The sequence below is a fragment of the Actinacidiphila sp. bgisy160 genome (genome assembly GCF_965342435.1).
Classification (GTDB): Bacteria; Actinomycetota; Actinomycetes; order Streptomycetales; family Streptomycetaceae; genus Actinacidiphila.
Genome location: NZ_CBDRCM010000002.1, coordinates 162,350 through 179,713, shown reverse-complemented (window position 1 = coordinate 179,713; position 17,364 = coordinate 162,350). Strand labels below are relative to the sequence as shown.

Annotated in this window: 25 protein-coding genes; 10 read left to right on the top strand and 15 right to left on the bottom strand. The window is 73.0% G+C overall.

Features of this window, described 5'->3' with window-relative positions; all coding sequences use genetic code 11:
- Position 1 precedes the first annotated feature (1 nt).
- The 3 genes from ACRWNP_RS03520 to ACRWNP_RS03510 form a co-directional block, all read right to left on the bottom strand.
- Entirely contained in the window at positions 2–145 is a 144-nt protein-coding gene (locus ACRWNP_RS03520; RefSeq protein ID WP_431959401.1) for a hypothetical protein, read from the bottom strand.
- A 153-nt stretch (positions 146–298) separates the two neighbouring features.
- The gene (locus tag ACRWNP_RS03515; RefSeq protein ID WP_431959400.1) at positions 299–544 is read right to left on the bottom strand and encodes a hypothetical protein; all 246 of its coding nucleotides are present in this window, start codon (positions 542–544) and stop codon (positions 299–301) included.
- A complete protein-coding gene (locus ACRWNP_RS03510) occupies positions 544–993 on the bottom strand; it encodes a hypothetical protein (protein WP_431959398.1) in 450 nt (149 codons plus the stop codon). Before ACRWNP_RS03510 ends, ACRWNP_RS03515 begins: the two co-directional genes overlap by 1 nt.
- Before the next feature lie 153 nt (positions 994–1,146).
- Here ACRWNP_RS03510 and ACRWNP_RS03505 point away from each other — a divergent pair, with 153 nt between their 5' ends.
- Together ACRWNP_RS03505 and ACRWNP_RS03500 are read left to right on the top strand one after the other, a co-directional pair.
- Positions 1,147–2,412, top strand: a complete 1,266-nt coding sequence (locus ACRWNP_RS03505; protein WP_431959397.1) for a hypothetical protein — start codon at positions 1,147–1,149, stop codon at positions 2,410–2,412.
- A gap of 14 nt (positions 2,413–2,426) precedes the next feature.
- Entirely contained in the window at positions 2,427–2,978 is a 552-nt protein-coding gene (locus ACRWNP_RS03500; protein WP_431959396.1) for a GNAT family N-acetyltransferase, read from the top strand.
- Positions 2,979–3,272: 294 nt separating this feature from the next.
- Here the strand turns inward: ACRWNP_RS03500 and ACRWNP_RS03495 are convergent, their stop codons facing one another.
- The 12 genes from ACRWNP_RS03495 to ACRWNP_RS03440 form a co-directional block, all read right to left on the bottom strand.
- Positions 3,273–4,169, bottom strand: a complete 897-nt coding sequence (locus tag ACRWNP_RS03495; protein ID WP_431959395.1) for a hypothetical protein — start codon at positions 4,167–4,169, stop codon at positions 3,273–3,275.
- A gap of 103 nt (positions 4,170–4,272) precedes the next feature.
- Entirely contained in the window at positions 4,273–4,824 is a 552-nt protein-coding gene (locus ACRWNP_RS03490) for a hypothetical protein (RefSeq protein WP_431959394.1), read from the bottom strand.
- An 11-nt stretch (positions 4,825–4,835) separates the two neighbouring features.
- Complete coding sequence (locus ACRWNP_RS03485) at positions 4,836–5,120, bottom strand: hypothetical protein (RefSeq protein ID WP_431959393.1); 285 nt, start codon at positions 5,118–5,120, stop codon at positions 4,836–4,838.
- A gap of 173 nt (positions 5,121–5,293) precedes the next feature.
- Positions 5,294–5,671 carry a hypothetical protein gene (locus ACRWNP_RS03480; protein WP_431959392.1) on the bottom strand — a complete coding sequence of 126 codons (378 nt, stop codon included), beginning with the start codon at positions 5,669–5,671 and terminating at the stop codon, positions 5,294–5,296.
- A gap of 70 nt (positions 5,672–5,741) precedes the next feature.
- Positions 5,742–6,026, bottom strand: a complete 285-nt coding sequence (locus ACRWNP_RS03475) for a hypothetical protein (protein WP_431959391.1) — start codon at positions 6,024–6,026, stop codon at positions 5,742–5,744.
- A gap of 82 nt (positions 6,027–6,108) precedes the next feature.
- Entirely contained in the window at positions 6,109–6,795 is a 687-nt protein-coding gene (locus ACRWNP_RS03470) for a DUF6884 domain-containing protein (protein WP_431959390.1), read from the bottom strand.
- A complete protein-coding gene (locus tag ACRWNP_RS03465; protein WP_431959389.1) occupies positions 6,792–7,781 on the bottom strand; it encodes a phosphoadenosine phosphosulfate reductase family protein in 990 nt (329 codons plus the stop codon). The genes ACRWNP_RS03470 and ACRWNP_RS03465 overlap by 4 nt, the downstream gene beginning before the upstream one ends.
- 83 nt (positions 7,782–7,864) lie before the next feature.
- The gene (locus ACRWNP_RS03460; protein ID WP_431959388.1) at positions 7,865–8,629 is read right to left on the bottom strand and encodes a DUF2786 domain-containing protein; all 765 of its coding nucleotides are present in this window, start codon (positions 8,627–8,629) and stop codon (positions 7,865–7,867) included.
- Positions 8,630–8,715: 86 nt separating this feature from the next.
- The gene (locus ACRWNP_RS03455) at positions 8,716–9,411 is read right to left on the bottom strand and encodes a hypothetical protein (RefSeq protein WP_431959387.1); all 696 of its coding nucleotides are present in this window, start codon (positions 9,409–9,411) and stop codon (positions 8,716–8,718) included.
- A 129-nt stretch (positions 9,412–9,540) separates the two neighbouring features.
- On the bottom strand, positions 9,541–10,278 hold the full coding sequence (locus tag ACRWNP_RS03450) for a hypothetical protein (protein WP_431959386.1): 738 nt from the start codon (positions 10,276–10,278) through the stop codon (positions 9,541–9,543).
- Between the two features lie 85 nt (positions 10,279–10,363).
- Complete coding sequence (locus ACRWNP_RS03445; protein WP_431959385.1) at positions 10,364–10,684, bottom strand: hypothetical protein; 321 nt, start codon at positions 10,682–10,684, stop codon at positions 10,364–10,366.
- Positions 10,685–10,822: 138 nt separating this feature from the next.
- Positions 10,823–11,254, bottom strand: a complete 432-nt coding sequence (locus ACRWNP_RS03440) for a hypothetical protein (RefSeq protein ID WP_431959384.1) — start codon at positions 11,252–11,254, stop codon at positions 10,823–10,825.
- Between the two features lie 209 nt (positions 11,255–11,463).
- On the opposite strand from ACRWNP_RS03440, the gene ACRWNP_RS03435 reads away from it, so the two are divergent.
- From ACRWNP_RS03435 to ACRWNP_RS03400, 8 genes are all read left to right on the top strand, one after another.
- Positions 11,464–11,826 carry a hypothetical protein gene (locus ACRWNP_RS03435; RefSeq protein ID WP_431959383.1) on the top strand — a complete coding sequence of 121 codons (363 nt, stop codon included), beginning with the start codon at positions 11,464–11,466 and terminating at the stop codon, positions 11,824–11,826.
- Between the two features lie 75 nt (positions 11,827–11,901).
- Entirely contained in the window at positions 11,902–12,381 is a 480-nt protein-coding gene (locus ACRWNP_RS03430; protein ID WP_431959382.1) for a hypothetical protein, read from the top strand.
- Positions 12,382–12,459: 78 nt separating this feature from the next.
- Positions 12,460–13,173 carry a hypothetical protein gene (locus ACRWNP_RS03425; protein WP_431959381.1) on the top strand — a complete coding sequence of 238 codons (714 nt, stop codon included), beginning with the start codon at positions 12,460–12,462 and terminating at the stop codon, positions 13,171–13,173.
- A gap of 104 nt (positions 13,174–13,277) precedes the next feature.
- Entirely contained in the window at positions 13,278–13,946 is a 669-nt protein-coding gene (locus tag ACRWNP_RS03420) for a hypothetical protein (protein ID WP_431959380.1), read from the top strand.
- Between the two features lie 82 nt (positions 13,947–14,028).
- The gene (locus ACRWNP_RS03415; RefSeq protein ID WP_431959379.1) at positions 14,029–14,523 is read left to right on the top strand and encodes a hypothetical protein; all 495 of its coding nucleotides are present in this window, start codon (positions 14,029–14,031) and stop codon (positions 14,521–14,523) included.
- Positions 14,524–14,652: 129 nt separating this feature from the next.
- A complete protein-coding gene (locus ACRWNP_RS03410) occupies positions 14,653–15,108 on the top strand; it encodes a hypothetical protein (protein WP_431959378.1) in 456 nt (151 codons plus the stop codon).
- Positions 15,109–15,162: 54 nt separating this feature from the next.
- The gene (locus tag ACRWNP_RS03405; RefSeq protein WP_431959377.1) at positions 15,163–15,480 is read left to right on the top strand and encodes a hypothetical protein; all 318 of its coding nucleotides are present in this window, start codon (positions 15,163–15,165) and stop codon (positions 15,478–15,480) included.
- A gap of 211 nt (positions 15,481–15,691) precedes the next feature.
- Positions 15,692–17,281 (top strand): hypothetical protein, encoded by a 1,590-nt coding sequence (locus tag ACRWNP_RS03400; protein ID WP_431959376.1) that lies wholly within the window; start codon positions 15,692–15,694, stop codon positions 17,279–17,281.
- Positions 17,282–17,364 lie beyond the last annotated feature (83 nt).

Here is a 17,364-nt window from a genome sequence, read left to right as displayed (position 1 = left end):
ACTACCGGCCGCTGCTGTCGGAGTGGCCGCCGTCTTCCTGGCCGCCCTTGCCGCCGTGGTCGTTGCCGGAGCTGCTGTCGCTCTCGCCGCCGTCGGCCGCGACCACGCCGACGTGGGTCTCGGTGGCCTCGGTGATCTCGTCCATCGTGTGACCTCCTTGGTCTGTCCGCGCGGGGACCATCCTCGCGCGGGTCGTGCGTCTTGCGGGCCCCGTTCCGGCCGGCTGACCTCCGGCCGGAACGGGGAGTTGGAAGCCGTCTCCCGGGCGAGGCCCCAGCCCCGCGCGGGAGACAGCCGTTCATGGGAGGGACGGGGCGTAGGGCCGGTGAAGGGCATCCGCCGTGGCGCGCTGCAGGCACAGGCCCTCGGCCATGCAGGCGCGGCACTTCCCGCGCGGAACCGCCAGCCCGGCCGGGTACACCGCGACCACTGGGGTAACCGGCACGCCGTCGACCAGGCACAGCAGGCACGTCCCGGGCGCCCACGGGCGGGCGTCGAGCAGCTCCGCCTCCTCGTCGTCCAGGACCACCGCGGCGGCCGCCATCACGCCCGCACCATCACCGGCATGGGCGGCGCCAGCTCGAACCGGTCCAGAGCGTGCGCCAGCAGCTCCGGCACGATGAGTCGATCCGCCGACTGCGGCACCCGCCAGTGCGGGCCCGGGCCCTGGCGCTTGGCCGGCGGCGGCACCGGGATGCGGAACGCCCGGCCGTAGCAGAGCCCGCGCGGGTGCATCCACTGCGCGAGCGTGCCCGGGGGTACCAGCCACAGAAGCGAGTCGCCGTGCGCGATGACCGGGCCGCAGCCGCCGACCTGGAACCGCTCCATCCATCGCACGGCCCGCTCGCCTGCCGCGCCGTACGTGGTCAGCACCAGGTCCCAGGCGTGCCCGGTCGGGCGCAGAGTCCATTGGCGGACCAGCTTGGCGAGCTCGGCGAACTCGTCGGCGGCGGGCGCGTCCTGGCCCGTCGTGGTCGGTGCGGCTGCCGTCATGGCGACCCCCTGTCGATGCGGTCACTGTCCACACAGGTAACCGCCCGATCACGCTCCGCAGTAGGGCAAACAGACGGCAATGTGCCCGCACGCCCTAGGGCCAATTTGCGATTCCTTTACTCGGAGGGGAAGGCTCCGCCGTACCTTTGACGCATGGTCAGCACTCCCGACGCGAGCCGAAACGTCATCCTGGAAGCCCGGATGACTGCCGCCGGCCTGAGCGCGAGCGACCTCGCAACGGCGATGAACGACGCCTTACTTGCCCGCACCGGCCGCCGCGGCGAGCTCACCGACCGCACCATCCGGCGCCTCCTGAGCGGACAAACCCGATGGCCGCAGAGCAGACAGCTCCTGGCGCTGGAGGCAGTATTCGGCTGTACGGGTGAGGCCCTGGGCTTCACCAGGCCCCACCGCTCCAAGCGGCCGCGACCAGAGAAGGCACCAGTGGACCGCCGCGCATTCATCACCGCCACCGCGGCGGCCGCCGCCCTCAACGCCGCGCCCGCCGCCGCATCCCCCCGCATCGGGCGAGCCGACATCGAGCGCCTGCAAGCCGAACTCGACGCGCTGTCCGCGCAGGACCAGAGATCCGGCGGCTCCGCAGCCATCGAGACCCGAGCCCTCGCCCAAGCGCAGATCGCCACCGACCTGATGAACAGCGGGCAGGCCACCAGCAGCATCCGGCGCGCCGCATACTCCCTCGCCGCCAACGCGACCATGGCCGCGGCGTGGGCAGCGCTCGACACGCACGCCATGGACCGCGCGCAACGCCACGTCGAACGCGCCTTGACCCTCGCAGGTCTGTCCGGCGACTCCGTCGTCGTCCTCCGCGCGTGGAACTACATGGCCCTGCTGGCCTCCCAGCAGCAGCGGCCGGCCGACGCCCAGGCCGCCGCCGAACGCGTCCGCGGCAACGCGATGACCCGCCGCGACCCGCTCTACGCATCCCTCGGGCACGCCCGCTTCGCCCTGGCCCTGTCCCAGCAGAACGACACCCGCCGAGCCCTGCGCGCCATCCGGCTGTCCGAGGACGCCCTACACCGCGCCGACCCCGCCGCGCCCCGCCCCGCATGGTTCGGCTTCTACGACATCGCCGAATGGCACGGCCTGTCGTCCCTGGTGCACCTGCGCATCGGCCGCCCCGACGAAGCCGAGTACCACGCCCACCGGACCCTCGCCCAGATCCGCCCCGGCTACGAGCGGAACCAGGCCTACTACACCGCGCAGCTCGCCCTGGCCCAGGTCAGGCAAGGCGACCTCGAACAGGCCTGCCGCACCGCTGACGCCCTCTACACGCACGGCCTGCCGAACTCCGGGCGCGTGCGTGCACTCCTGCGCAACTTCCGCACCGAAGCGGCCGCAACGGGGTCAGCCCGCGCCCGCGCATGGCTGAATGACACCCGGACCAACACCCTGTGAAAGGACTCGCACCCATGGACCTGGAGCTCCGGCGCGTAGGACGGGAAGGCCTTGACGAGGTACGGCAAACGCTCCTGGACGTGTTCGCCGAGGTGTACGCCCACCGCATGAGCGATCCGTTCTTCAGCGTCGAACGCTTCGATGAGCGGCTGACCGGGCACGCCGGCCGCAACTCATGGGAGGCCGTCATCGGGTACGACAACGGCACACCCGTCGGCTACGCCTACGGTGCAGCGCTGCAGCCCGGAGCCCGCTGGTGGATGCACCAGCTCGACCCCCTGCCCGAGGACTACACGGAGGAGACCGGCGCCCGCACCCTCGCGCTTTTCGAGCTCATGACCCGCGAGCAGTGGCGCGGCCAGGGGATCGCCCGCCGCATCCACGAGGAGCTGCTTGCCGGTCGCGCCGAGGAGCGCGTCACGCTCCTGGTCGACCCGCGCAAGACCGAGGTCAAGGCCACGTACGAGCGATGGGGCTACACCAACGTCGGCGAGCAGAAGCCCTTCCCCGACTCCCCGCTGTACGCCACCATGGTCCGCCAACTCCGAGCCCCCACGGCCGCGTAGCGCCGCCAGCCACCGCCCGCCCGCCACCCTGCGGGCGGGCGCCGTGCTCCGCGGACGGTGGCACACTGATCGTGGGGCGGCAATGATCCCCGGGACGCTCCCGGGACACCTGGCGGTGACGGCCGCCGCCCCCGTCGACCGTCTGCCGGGACCAGGCAGGGACCAGGTGACTGGACCCTCCCGCTACGCGGTGCCCCGCTCAGGGGATCCCCACCGTGCGGGGCGAGATGCCCCCGGAGACGCCGAACGCCCCGCCCCGGGAATCCCAGGGCGGGGCGTTCGCTTTCGCGCTGCTCAGTCCCGCAGCGCCTCGAACCTGGCCTCCGCCTGCAGCAGCAGATCCACGCTGGAGTGCCGGGCGTACAGGGCCCGGATCTCCTGCCCGGCCCGCGCGTCGTCGCGCTGGACGCCCTGCTGCCGGGCGGCCGCGGTGCGCAGCGCGTCGCAGAACTCCTGCGGCGGGGTGACCGCGCGCAAGGCCTGCACCACGCCGTTGACCGCGTCGACCAGGACCAGGCGCAGCGGGAACACCGCGGCGGCCGGGAGCTCGACCGGCTCCGCGATGGCTTGCCGGTGGTACTCCCACGCCGCATCCGACCACGGCAGACCGTGCTTGGGGTTGCTGTCGCGCGGGTCCGTGAACCGGTACAGCAGCATGGCGAAGCGGTCGAACGATACGATGCCGAACTCTGCCGTGCCCTGCCCGAACGCCTTGACCTCATGCCGGGCCGGAGCGTCGATCGGCAGAACGAACTCCGCCCCCGACAGGGTCAGGCGAAGTTGCCCCATGCCCCCGGGCCACTGGGTGATGCGCGCGTTGTACGGCTCGCCCACCGCGAGCCGGTGCAGCGCGGCCGCCGGCTCCGGGCCGCCGTCGAACTCGTCGTCGCCCGGATCGGTCACCAGGCCCAGCGTCGGGTCATAGGGCAGATCGGCCACGGGGTAGCCGTCCCGGAAGGTGTACCCGGCCCGCAGCACCGTCTTCACCGGGGCGGGCACCATGAACGCCCCCGGGTCGACGCCCGCCGCGTACAGCGACCCGAGCGCGACCAGCAGGGAGTGCCCGCCGTCGAGCAGGTAGCAGTGCCACGGCGCGATGTCCGCGGGCAGCTCACCCGGGTACGGGTGCCCCTCCTGCTGCCCCATGGCGAAGCGGTCGATCAGGTCGGCGGGGTCGGGTGTGGCAGTCATGCCGGTGTCCTCCTACAGTCGGTGTGGGCGGGGCCGAATTCGCCTCGGCCCCGCCCGCTCTCATCCTTGCTCACTGGCCACCGCGCGCGGCGGCCTTCTGGACCTACTCGCCCGCTACCGGGCGAAGCACCATGTGGGATCCGTTGCCCTGGCGCAGCCGCAGCGTCACGCCGTCCGCATGCCGGTCCACCCGCATCCCGTTCTCGGCAAGCGCATCGGCCACCTGCCGCGCCACCTCGTCCCCGGGCACGGCCTGGTCCTCGCCGACGTCCCCGACCGTGACCCGGTACGCCGCGCCCAGGTCGACTATCCGAGCCGCGATCCCGGCGCGCTGGTGCTCCGAGTAGACCGGCAGCCCGCAGGCCTCCAACTTCCACTCCCGCGGCGGCAGGTCCGGCAGGCCAAGGATCTCCGTCCAGCCGTCCAGCAGCCACACGGTGGTGCCCACGACGGGGCCGCGCTTGCGGATGGCGGGCGTGCCGTCCATGCGGAACCGGTCCCCGGTCACGTGCACGATCCCGGACGCCGGGTCGGACGTCATCTCGGCTTCGGTGATCCGGAGCCGGTAAGGCCGGCTGTTCGGCATCCCCGACAGGGCCTCCGTCACCGTGATGGTCTGGCCCACCAGGGCGCGCACCGCCTCCGGCTGCTCCATCGCCGCCGCCATCACAGGTCGCCCTGGCCGTCCTGGTCGATGCGGCGCGCCTCGCACGTCCACTCGCGGGCCAACGGCTCCCACGACGTTCCGACAGGCTCGTACGCCCGGCCCTCGTCGTCGTAGACGGTGCAGGACTCGGGCCCGTCGGGGTTCACGCGGACCGTGCCCCGGCCGATGACGACCGGGAATCCGTCCTTGCCGCCGTCGGCGTCGCTGCCGTACAGGCGGACCGTCTGCGGACCGGTGGCGCGGCCAAGGCGCGTGTCCCGGCCGGTGCTCATGCTGAAAGCCATGTCGTGCTCCGTTGGGTCAGGCAGCGGACTGCCGAAGGGGTATGCGGGCGCCGGGGGTTGCTGGCCTCCGGAATCCCAGACACTACACCAGCAGAACCCTGCGAACCAGGGTCGTACAGCAGAATGCCCCGCCCCGGAACGAGTCCAGGACGGGGCGCTGCGCCGCGCTCAGGTCAGCGGCGACGCTCGCTCAGCAGCATGCGGCCCAACTGGGCCAGGTCGACCACTCCGCCGACCTTCCGGTCCACCTTGCAGGCCTCGCACGGGGCGATCAGCGTCAGCGTCTCCTCCACGCTGCCGCCGCCAGCCCACCGAAGGATCAGGCCCGGCGACCCGGGCACGGGCGCGTCCGCCTCCGCCTCCGCGTCCTCCGACGGCAGCGCGTTGGCCGTGAACGTCAGTTCCGCGGCTGCCTCCTCGCCCAGCGTCCGCTTGGCGAATCCGAGGGCGTACGCCGGCCACGCGGCACGGTTCGCGGCCTCGGCCGCGCCAGACGCCTCCCACTGTTCGTTCTCGGCGGCCAAGGCCAGGTCCGTCAACGTCTCACCCATGGGGTTCTCCTCGCATGTCTCGCAGGTGGTGCCCGCACGGCACGGCGCCGGGCGGGAAGTCTGGGGGTGCTCAGCCGAAGAGGGCGAGCTGTCCGGCGGGGTCGCTGGCGAAGAGTGCGATCTGCCCGGCGGGGCCGCCGTCGTCCTGGGCGGGCACCTCGCCGGGGCCGCAACCCTGCTCGGCGTGCTCCCAAAACTCGATCGTGTACCGCATCGAGTTGCGGTCTTCGAGGTAGCAGACCGTCCACGGGCACCGGTCGCACTTGGACCAGATCCACGTGCGGGTGTCCTTGGGGCGGGCCGGCGGGTACGGGCCGATGTACGTGCGAAGGTGGCTCGTGTCGGGGAGGGCCACGGGGGTTGCTCCAGTCTCGTCAGGGGGTGTCGGCGCCCGCCCGGCCCAGCACGGAGGGCGGACGCCGAAGTCATGGGGGCGGTCAAGCCGCCAGGGCCTGCGACCCGTCGAAGCGGATCCGCTTGAGCCGGGCGAGTTGCTCGCCGATGCCGCGCGTCCCTGCCAGCGGCGCGGCCGCATCCGGGAACACCTCGCGGGCCAGGCGCACGTACCGGCTGCCCGCGAGCACCGTCACGTCCGCATCGAGGACGCCCATCGCCTCGGACTGGCGCCGGATCGTCTCGGGCTTCACCGTGCGCGGGTCGCCGACCGTGACGTCGTACGTCCACAGCGGCCGCTGCAGCGACACCAGCCCGTACCAGGCCGAGAGCACGACGACTCGCGCGCCGGTCTCCGCCGCCAGCCGATCCGCGGCCGCCCGGCAGGCCCGGTGATACGAGCCCACGTAGAGCTCACCCGCAGGCCACGACCGCCACTCCGTCCGTTTGGCTCCACCGCACGGAATCACCAGGAGCCGCGAGGGTGCCGGCGCCGCGCCCAGCCGCTCAGCCTCCGCGCGCCCAGCCGGAGTGATCGGCACATCGAGCGGCCACGTCGGCAGGTCCGCGATGCGCGTGGGCTTCCGGCCCGGCAGCAGCGGCCACAGCCCGACGTATCCGCGCTCCTCCAGGGCGATGGCCGTCCGCTGGTGCACGTCGGTCAGCATCCCGTCGGGGTGCGCGGCCGCGCCCAGCAGTGCGGCCCGTGCGACCTTGCCCAGCGCGCTCATGCCGCCAGCCCCAGACCCGCCAGGTACAGGCGCGTCGCATCCCAGCCCAGGTGCTCCGCCATCGCCGCGCCGCGCGCCACCCGCACCGGGCCCTCGGTGGCGTTGAGCTCCAGGGCGCGCGCCAGCACGTCGGCCATGGACAGCCCCCGCTTGAACGTGCTCCCCGTCTCCCGCTCGACCGCCACGTACTCGGCCGCCAACTCCGGGTCCTGCCGCGCGGCCAACACCAGATCATCGAAGGTCGCCATCATGCAGAAAACGCAGCTCAGGCGGCGCATACCCGTGTCATAGACGGCGCTGTACGGCAGGCCCGAAGCCTCGATCATCCGCCACACCGCGGCGTCGGACAGGTGGTGTACCGGCATCCACGTCACGACCGTGCGGCCCTGCGTGCTCGCCCGCTTGTCGATGACGAGCGGCAGCTTCTTCGCCCGGGCCTTGCTCTCGGCGGCCCGCTGGCCCATGCAGTTGAGGATCCGCAGCGGCCGCCCCAGGTCCCCGTGCTCCTGCTGCAACGCGGCCATGAGCTGCCCCACCACGTCCCGCTTGTTGTTGGACGTGCAGTAGCGCGCCGCGCTCGAAAACCACGCCGGAGGCACCGGCAGCGCGCCGGCCGCAAGACCCTGCTTCTCCTCCTCGGTGGCCGTCTTCGCCACCAGCCGCACGTGCCGGTCCCGGACCTGCTGCAGGAGATCCCCGCCGTTGCGGCGCACCGCGATGAAGTCCAGCCCGAGCGCCCGGGCCTGCTGCTCCGCCAGCTCCCGCGTGCTGCCCCACTCGACGCGGCCCAGGTCGCAGTGCACGACCAGGATGCGATCCGTCACCCCGGCCGCCTTGGCCAGCAGGTAGACGTGCCACAGGAGCGCCAGGGAGTCCTTACCGGCCGACGACGACACAAGGATCACGTCGGCCCACTGGACCAGGCGCAGAGCCTTGGTCGGGATGCCCGCCGCCAGGCGGGTGCGGGGAAGGGTCGTGCGAGACACGGCGAAGGCCTCTCTCAGTGCGGGTGAGGGGGCCGCCCCGCCCGTTGCTGGCGGGCGGGGACGGCAGGTTGCGGCTGGTTCGGTCAGCGGGTCAGGGCGCGGCGCCCAGTGGAACCGGTGCGGGACTGCCCCAGGTCCGCGCCGTAACCGGCGCGTCCGCCCGAGTAGTACGCGTTGGCGTTGACCGAGCTGCGCGCGTTCCGGGTACGGGGGAACAGCTCGTTGAAGCGGCGCCGCACCAGTGACGCGCGCTCGGCGAGGACCAGGTCCGCCCCGGGCCGGCCGCTGTCCGGCATGCCGCCGTACGCCGCGGAGGCCTGCGCCTTCGCCCGCCGCTCGATCTCCCGCAGGCGCCCTTCCACCGTGGCGATGTAGCCGAGCATCCACGCCCGCTTAAGTGACCTGGCGTTCTTCCCGCTGAACCCCTCGCGGTTCGCGGCGCTGATCATCTGCATCTGCAAGGACGCGTGCATGATCTTCGCCCGCTCGACGTCGGCCCGGAAGCCCACCAGATGCACGCGGGCCGCCGTGACCTTCTTGCCGTTCGCGCCCATCGTCGTCTCCCGGCTGAGCATGATCGGACGGCAGCCGTACGCCTCGGCGACGTAGTACAGCAGGCGCGCCAGCTCCTGCGACCACGCGGCCGTGATGGTCACGATCTCGTCTTCCGGCACGTCCGGGCGCACGCCCGTGTTGTGGAGCGCCGCGGCGTCCAAGCCGTACTTCGACAGGATCTCGGCCGCCTTCGCGGTCAACGCCTCGGCCTCTGCGGGGAACGTGGTCGCCTGCGCCTTGGCCAGCAGCGCGCGGGCACGGTTCAGGGCGCTCTCGGGGGTGGGGGTGCTCATGGTCGGTGGTGCCTTCCTTGGTGCGGGGTGGGGTTGCCGGGGCGGATTGCTGGCCCGCCCCGGCGGGGTGATGTCGGGGGTGGTCGTCAGTGGCCGGCGGGCGCGTCCTGCTCCTCGTTCATGCGCGCGGCCATCTCCTCGGCCGCGTCGCGGTCGTCCAGGGCGCGCACGTCGACGCGGGTCCAGGTGTCCACGATCAGGGAGCCGCCGCCGAACGGGAGGCCGCTGTCCGCCACGGTGTACCGAGGAGCGTCGCCACGGTCGCCGACCCACACGCCGAAGAACTCGGGCGTGATGGCGAGCGCGAACCCGGCCGCGTCCAGGGCCTCCGCGAGCTCCCGCCGCTTCGACTGCTGCCGGGTGGTGTCCGCCGCGACCTTCCGTGCCAGGTCCCACGCGACGAACCAGCGGCCGTTGCGCTCCAGGACGACCCAGCCGGCCCGCTGCCCGGGCACGTGCTCGGGGAATCGGCCGCGCAGGACGTCGGACACGCGGTCCGCGAGGGTCTTAGGCTGCGCCCACAGCACCGAGCCCGCGAGCGGGACCGCGTTCCACCCGGCCGCGATCAGCGCGCCGATGTACTCGTCACGCATGGCCCGGGCGTTGGCGCGCTCCCCGGGGAGCTCGGGGCCGTGGGCGATCAGCAGGGCGCCCGTGCGGCTCGTGCCGATGGTCTCGACGCGGAAGCCCTGGCGGTCGTCGGTCGCGGGCGTGAACCCGGCCGCCGTGAGGATGCCGGTCGCGGTCTCGGCGGTCTCGGCGTCGGGGTGGGGTGCGGACACGATGGTGCTCCGTTCGTTCGTCGGGTGTAGCGGGGGTGAGCCGTGGAGGCCTCCGGCGGTTCTCCGCGCCGCCCGGGGCCGCACCGCTGTGTGCGGGCGACACCGGGCGGCACAGGCGGCCGCCGGGGGTCACTTCACGTTCAAGAGCGCCCAGTTCACGATCAGCAGCGAGTCGGCGAGGAGGGTCTTGCAGTCGGTGCTGATCTCCTCGCCTCGGTAGGACGCGACCCACCCGACGTGGGGGCGCCGGGCGGGGCCCGCCGCTTCGACCGTGAAGCCGTGCCCGGACTTGGTGCGGGCCACCACGTACCGCACGCCCCTGTCCGTGGTGCGCACGTCGGCGCGCAGGCCGGCCGACCGCAGCAGGATGCGCAGGAGGTACGCGGGCGCCATCGGACCGTTCATCGGCAGGGGCGCGGCACCGTACGCGAGGAGCAGCACCACGGCTTCCCGCGGCGTCACGAATCCGCTCGTCAGCGTCCACGGGTAGGCCTTCCCGAAGGCTTCGTGCAGCACGACCGGGCGGCCCTTGCGGATCAGGGTGTCGTCACCGTTGCGCATCACGACGAGCGGCCGGTCGCCGGTCGCCTGGCCGTACGCGGCTGCCGCGCGGAGGGCGTAGTCGGTGGGCAGGTCGTAGATGACGACGCGGGCGACGATCCGCCCGTGCTCATTCGGGGCGATCAGCACGTGCCCGGTGGATCCGCGCCACTCCCACGTGATTACGCGGGACTCCTCGGACCGCCAGATGGAGTTGGTGACCCTGACGGGCAGGGCCTTGACGATCGCCTCTTCGGCGTCGGCGAGAGCGACCAGGGTGGCAGCGGTGGGCGGGACCAGGCAGACGGGGGCGACGAGCACGGACACGGGGTTTCTCCGGTTCGATTGGTGGTGCGGGGCGGGGTGCGGGGGCCGGGCCGCTCAGTGCTGGTGAGCGGCCCGGCGGGGGGTGTTACAGGAGGGCGAGCATCCAGCGGGCGGACGCGGCCACGGTCACGGCCACCTCGTGGAGCGTCGCGCCCTCCAGCGGGGCGACGTACTCCTCGGCGCCGCACCGGTCGGCGTCGACCGCGTTGAGCACGATCACCTCTTCCGGGTCCACCGACAGCGAGACGTACGCGCCGGACGGCGAGACCAGGTGCTCCTGACCGATCGACAGCCAGTCGGTGGGGGTGACCGCCTGCCAGCCGGTCCCGAGCATGCGGGCCGCGTGCTCGACCAGGTCGCGGATGGAGAACTCGGTGCTGGCGGGCTTGAGCAGGGATACGGACATGCGGGTGCCTTCCTTCGGGGCGCGGCGGGATGCCTGCGCTGCGGGTGCCGGTCGGGGTTGCTGACCCCTTCCGACACCCCAGACACTACACGACCGGAAGTGACACGCAACAGGCAGTGGCGAGAATCCGGCCCAGCGTCAGACAGCCGGCCCTGCGCTGCCGTTCGTCTCCGGCTCGGCGGACGCGAGAGACGACGGGCGCACGCACCGCAGCGCCACGTTCTCGAACGGCATCACCGGCTGCTGCTCCGGCGGCAGCAGCATGTACCGCACCGGCTCGCCGATCATCGCGCGGCACTCATCCGCCCGGCCGGTCGAGCACTTGGGGCACGCGCCGGCCCCCGCGTCGTTGAACCCGGCCACGTGGAAGAGGCAGTAACGGCAGATGCAGGGGAAGGCCCGGTAGACGCCGTGGTGACGCACCTGGGAGCCGAAGTAGCGGACCAGCGTTCCCGCCGGGAACGGCCCGTCGACGGCGTTCGCGGCGTAGGCGGCACCGACGGCCGCGGGGGTGTTGGCGACCAGGTCCGCCACAAGGGCAGCGACCGGAGCAGGCAGAGAAGAGGGCATGAGCGCGCCTTTCGGGTGCGGGAGTTGGCGGGTGCTGACCGCCGGTCCGGCACGGTACACCATCCGTGTCACTTCCGTGGGTTGTGCGTTCCGGGGTTGATCCACTAGCGTTAGCCATGCACGACGGAGCGGCCAGCAACCGCACCGATCGGGCCCCGCACACCCGCTGTTCCCGCCGGGAACACCGCACGGAAGGCACCCCGCCACCGATGAACAAGCGCGCCCGCGACGCCCGCGCCGCACTCCGCCGCCGCTCCGCAGACACCCGCTTTGAAGCGTCCCTGCTCCGGGGCCGCGCACTGGCGACACACTTCCTCGCCGCCGGAGTGGACGACGTGAAGGCCATCAAGGGCGCCGCGAGCGGACTGTCCGCCGCCGCCAAGCGCATCGGAATCGCCCCCGTCCGCCACGGCCGAACCCTGCGCACCGTGGACGGTCACCGCTTCCGCAAGTGGAGCCCCGTCGGCCACTACAGCCGCGCGCAGCTCCCCGCCCTGGTGAACGCCTACAACCCGCGCAAGCCCGAGTACCGGGCCGCGCTCGACGCGCTGCGCTACTCCCTCGCCGCCTGACACCCCCCGGACTTCCCGGGGCGGCCGACCAGCACTCGGCCGCCCCGGGCCCGCACACCGAACGGAGAACACCCCATGCCCCGCACCGTCACCGACCCCGCCGCCGACATGGAGTTGCTGCGCGCGACCCTCGCCCCCGTCTGGCGCATGGCAGTGATCCTGCGCCACTACGACCTGACCATGGACGAGCTGAACGAGGCGGCCGCGATCATGCCGACCGCGCTCCAGGAGGCCACCGCCATCACCAACCGGCCCCACCTCGCCCACCTTCCGGTGACGGGCTGGGTTCGGGACCGGATCATCGGCGCGGAGAAGCACTCCACCCCCACCGTGTTCGGCCTGCTGCGCCTGGGCCTGGAGGCACGGGCGGCCGCCGCTGGGCCGGACGCTACGCCCGGCGACGTGTACGCCCTTCACACGCTGGCCTACGAGGTCCGGGACTACGGCTTGCACCCCGTGTTCTTCGGTCTCGACCAGGACACCCCGCGCACCGCAGCGACGCTGCGCCGCTTCCGGCACCGCGCCACCCGCCAGGGCTTGACCCCCCAGTTCTGACCCGTCCACCGGCCGCCGCGCCCCAGCACGACGCGGCGGCCGGCCCGCCCACCCGATCCGCAGACAGGAGCAACACCCATGACCCACACCCCCGAGATGGTGGCCCGCCGCACCGCCCTGTGCCTGGCCTCCGGCGTCGACCCGGCCGACATCGAGCCGGGCACCGGCTACGACCTGTCCCGCAACGGGTACGACAGCGTCCGCGCATCCTGGATCGCCCACATCACGATGCACGGGCACAACGAGCAGTACGGCCGCCCGAGCCTGCGCAAGGCGTTCTCGTACTGGGCTGAGCGGCGCCCGGAGTGGACCGCCGGGGACGACTGGGAGGCCACCGGACTCGAAGCGCACCGCGCCTACTGGGACGGCACCGGCCGCACCTGCAACACCTCGGAGTGCCTTGGGCACGGCCGCGAGCGTGAGGCCCTGTCCCTGGTGATGGTGGACGGCAGCGACGAAGACGGCCCGTACCCGGCGCTGACGCCCACGCTGTGGGTGGGCACCGAGGGCAAGGGCTTCCGCTTCACCCGCGCCACCGCCGAGGACATCGTCCGCGACCTGAACGCCTGCGAGTACGGCCTGACCGCCGAGTGGCACGGCGAAGTGATCCGCATGTCGTGGGACGCCAGTTACGAGCCGGAGCCCGGTGACCGGGACATCGCCCCGGACGCTGACGGCCTGTACGACATCTCCGGTTGGTGGCCCTGGGACGACTTCGCCGGGCCCACCGAGCGAGTGACGCCCGAGCTGATCGCCGAGCTCGAAGCGCTCCGCGTCATCCGCGACCGCTGACACCCCCTCGCACTCCGGCCGCGCCCCCGCACGGCGCGGCCGGAGTGCTGGAAACCCGCAGGTCGCACCCATACCCGCAAGTAACTTGGATCGGAGATCCCACCATGACGCACGCCCCCGTGTTCGACGTCACCTCGCCCGAAGGCATGGCCATCGCTGGTCTGTACGCCGACCTGCACCGCAAGGCGGACAGCGGGCGCGGCTGGGACGCCTGGGTCGCCCTGGAGGTTGTGGGCGAGTGGCTGACCGGACTCGGCATCGACATCGAGGAGGAGCCGGCCCCCCTCACCGTCGACCCGGTCACCGCCTGGCGCTCCGCCACCACCGCGGCCGCCATCGCCGCCGCCCGCATACTCGCCGCCACCTTCCCCGGACTGCGCCCCCTGCCCCTGCCCGGACAGATCCGGGGCCGCGCCGACGTGTCATGGGCGGACGCCCCGGACGGACACCGCCTGTTCATGATGGCCACCGCCACGGATGTACTGGTGGAAGCCAAGCTGCCGACGGCCGCCGCCCGAGCGTTCATCGACGCCGCGTACGCCCACGTGGAGCTGGAGCCGTTCATGGCTGCCGAGGGTGGCCGCACCGAGGACCTGACGGCCGCCGCGCCCGGACGGCACCGCCTGGAAGACGTGTACGGCGTCCGCGCCGACGGCACGCTCACGGTCTACCCGAACGGCATGACCGCGATCCACGTGAGCGGCCTGCCCACCGATGCCGCCCGCAAGGGACTCGCTGCGCTCCTGGACGCGCTGACCACGCCCGCCGCCTGACCACCCCTCCGGGGCCCGCGCGGCTGCACACCGCGCGGGTCTCGGGCCCCCCGCCACCCGCACACCGAGGAAGGCACCTGCCATGGACTGGTCCCAGTACACCGGCCCCACCAACACCCGCGAAGCCGAGGACCGCCGCACCACCGAGGCCCGCACCGCCCGCCGGAGCGTGACCGACACCGTCACCGCCGCAGTCCTGGACGCCAACGGCGGCCGCAAGTACGCCACCGCCCGCGACCTATCCCACGCCCTGGACGACTACGCCCGCACGCAGGCCGCGACCGGCCCGGCAGCAACCTGCCCCGGCACCGTCGCCAGCGTCGCCCGCGCCATGGCCATCAGCTACGCCCTGTACGAGCGGGGCACGCGCTACACCCGCACCGGCATCTCCCGCACCTTCGGCGACTTCGTCCAAGGCAGCGGCCCGTACCAGCTCACCATCCGCGCGGACGACCTCCTCATCACCTGCCACGACGGAGGCGCGTACGGCCCGCTCCCCGACAGCGGATGGGACCGCCCCGCCGACGACGTAGCCGCCGCGTTCCTCGCCTGGACCGAGGCCAACCCCCACGACTGACCCGCAGCCTCCGGCCCCCGCTCCCACACGGTGCGGCGGCCGGCCCGCGCCTGTCACAGCCGACACCGCGCAGACGTTCCCCACCTACGGGGCCCCGCGGCCCCTCGCACACGAAAGGCAGCACCACCCATGGACGCAACCACCGCCACCCCCGCCGCCGACCGCGCCCTGTACGCGAGCGCTGTCCCGGCCCGTATGGCCGACTTCGCCCGCCGGGCGGAACAGCGCAAGGTCGCCGCGATGCGCGCGATCGAGGCAGGCGCGGACAACCCGATCCCCGTCACCTCCCCGCCGCTGCTGACCTGGCCGCAGGTGAAGCACGCCGCCGGGGACGACATGGTCAGCCTGCTGCGCGCCGCCTGCATGCTCCCCGAGGGCGACAACCTGGCCGTCGGCGAGTGGGGCAGCACCGACACCGCGACCGTGACCCGCCGCGTGGCCGCCGCGATGCTGTCCGTCGCCCTGGACGAAGGCGCGCTTCCCTTCACCGCCGCCCCGGGCCGCTCCCTGATCCTCTCGACCGGCAAGCCGCTCGACGGAGGCCCCGCCCCGTGGTGGCACGGCGTCGGCATCGCCACCGCCTGACATCCCCGCCCCACTTCACCGCGCCCCGGCCAACCCTCGCCGGGGCGCGGTGCCATGACCGAGGAGACACCCGTGATCGACCCCGCCGCCCTGCGCACTGCCAGCGTCGCTCTGCTGCACGCCACCGGCCCCCGGGAAGCCCGCGAGGCAGCCGCCGCCGTCCGTGCCGTCGCCGACACCGCCCAGCACTCCGCAGACCCGGGAGTGATGGCGCTGCACCTGGTGCTGGCACGCGCTTCCGACCTGCTGGCAGACCACGCCGTAGACACCCACGACGCGGACGAGCACCGGGAGCTGCTGGCCGCACTCGACGCCACCGCCGCCGCCCGCTCCCGCCTGTACGAGCTCCCCGACCTGGCACGCACAGCCTGAGTGAAGCCGCCGGCCCGCACGCACGACGGGACTTTCGGGACCGTGCTCAATCGCGCGGGCGCGCAGGGGGCCGACCGGCCCGGATGGGGCGGAGCAGCGCCCCGGGATCTCCCCTGTTGCGTGTCACTTCCGATGGTGTAGTGTTTGGGCTCCCGGGAGGGAACCAGCAAGCCACCCCGGCCCCGCACACCGACGAAAGGCAGCAACCGAGATGACGCCGACGCCCCGCCTGACCAAGGCACAGGCCCGCACGATCCGCTACGGCGCCCGCTACGTCCGCACCACCAAGCCCACCCTGGCCGTGCTCGAACGCCTGGGACTGCTGGACGTGTTCGGCGACTACACCACCGCCGGGCTGATCGCGCAGGCTGAGCTCAGGGGCGACGAGGCAGGCGCCGCCCACTGGCGCGCGGTCGCCGCCAAGCAGGAGGCCGACGCCAAGGCCAAGGCCGAGCACGAGGAGGAGCAGCGCAAGGCGCACGCCGAGTGGGAGGCCGAGAAGGCCGTGATGGCGGCCGAGGCCGCCGAGGCCGCCGCCGAGGAGCAGTACCGCCTGGCCGCCCTCTACTTCTCCGAGACCTGCCACGCCGCGAACTACGCCGTGGACGCCTACCAGACCAACTCGCTGGAGACCGAGCAGGAGACCGGCGAAGGCTTCACCGAGGCGTCCGTCTGGGGGCAGATCGGCGACAGCCTGGACCACTACGGCCCCGGCGGCATGGCGAACGACACCGAGGAGCGTTACCCGGTGGAGGCCCTGCGCGCCGCGTACGACCACCTGAACGCCGCTGCCGAGGCCGGGACGCTGGACGGGCACCGGATGGCCGAGGCCGTTGCCGAGGCCCGCCAGGTGCTCACGGACACCACCGCGAAGCTGTGGGCCGCCGAGGAGCTGGCGTTCATCGCCGAGGCCATCGAGGAGTACGGCTCCACCATCGAGGCCGCGTTCGCCGAGGCCCGCGACTACTTCCGCGACGGGGACCGTGAGCTGACCCTGACGGTGGAGCAGTACGAGGCGCAGGCCGCCGCCAAGGCCGCCGCAGAGCAGCAGTTCACGCTCGCCCTGTGGGTCTTCGGCCAGACCTGCATGGCCGCGTCGAGCGCCTGCGACGTGGCGCAGCAGGAGGCGCACCCCCTGGACGCGGAGACCAAGCTCCGGCCCGACTCGGAGACCTGGCGCCAGGTCGGCAAGGTGCTCCACTGCTACGGCCCGGAGACGACGACGAGCTACGGGGAGGCCTACTCCGTGGACGCGCTGCGCGCCGCGTACGACCACGTGGACGCGGCCGCCGAAGCGGGGACGCTGGACGCCGACCGCGACCAGGAGCAGCGCGCCGAGGCCCGCCAGGTGCTCACCACCGCCGCCGTCGCCGAGCTGCTGGAGGCTGGCGACGCCCCGGCCGCCGCCGCCCTGATCCTCAAGGCGAACAGCCGCACGGACTCCGGTGAGCTCGACGCCAACTACAACCCCGAGCTCTCGACCGCGACCGGCTTCCTGATCGGGCAGCGCTCGGATGGGCGGGTCGTCATCTCCCACCTGGTCAAGGGGCAGTACCTCACGCCGGACCGGGGCCCGTGGCGCGCCCAGCTCTCCGCGTACGCCGCCGACATGCGCGCCGCCGGGTGGACGGTCATGCACGACCGGGTCTCCCGTGTGGTGTTCGTCCTGCCTCCGGCCCCGACGGAGGAGGAGCAGCCCGCCGAGCCCGTGCCCGCCGGGTGGCTGCCGACCCCGCTGACCGAGTGGGAGCGGGAGCTTGTCGAGTACGCCGAGCGCTACCCCGCCCTGACGGCCGTCTGACGGCCCCTGACAGCCCGTGGGGCCGCCCGCCAGCACCGGGCGGCCCCCACAACCCCACCACCACCCGCAACGGCCCGCAGAAA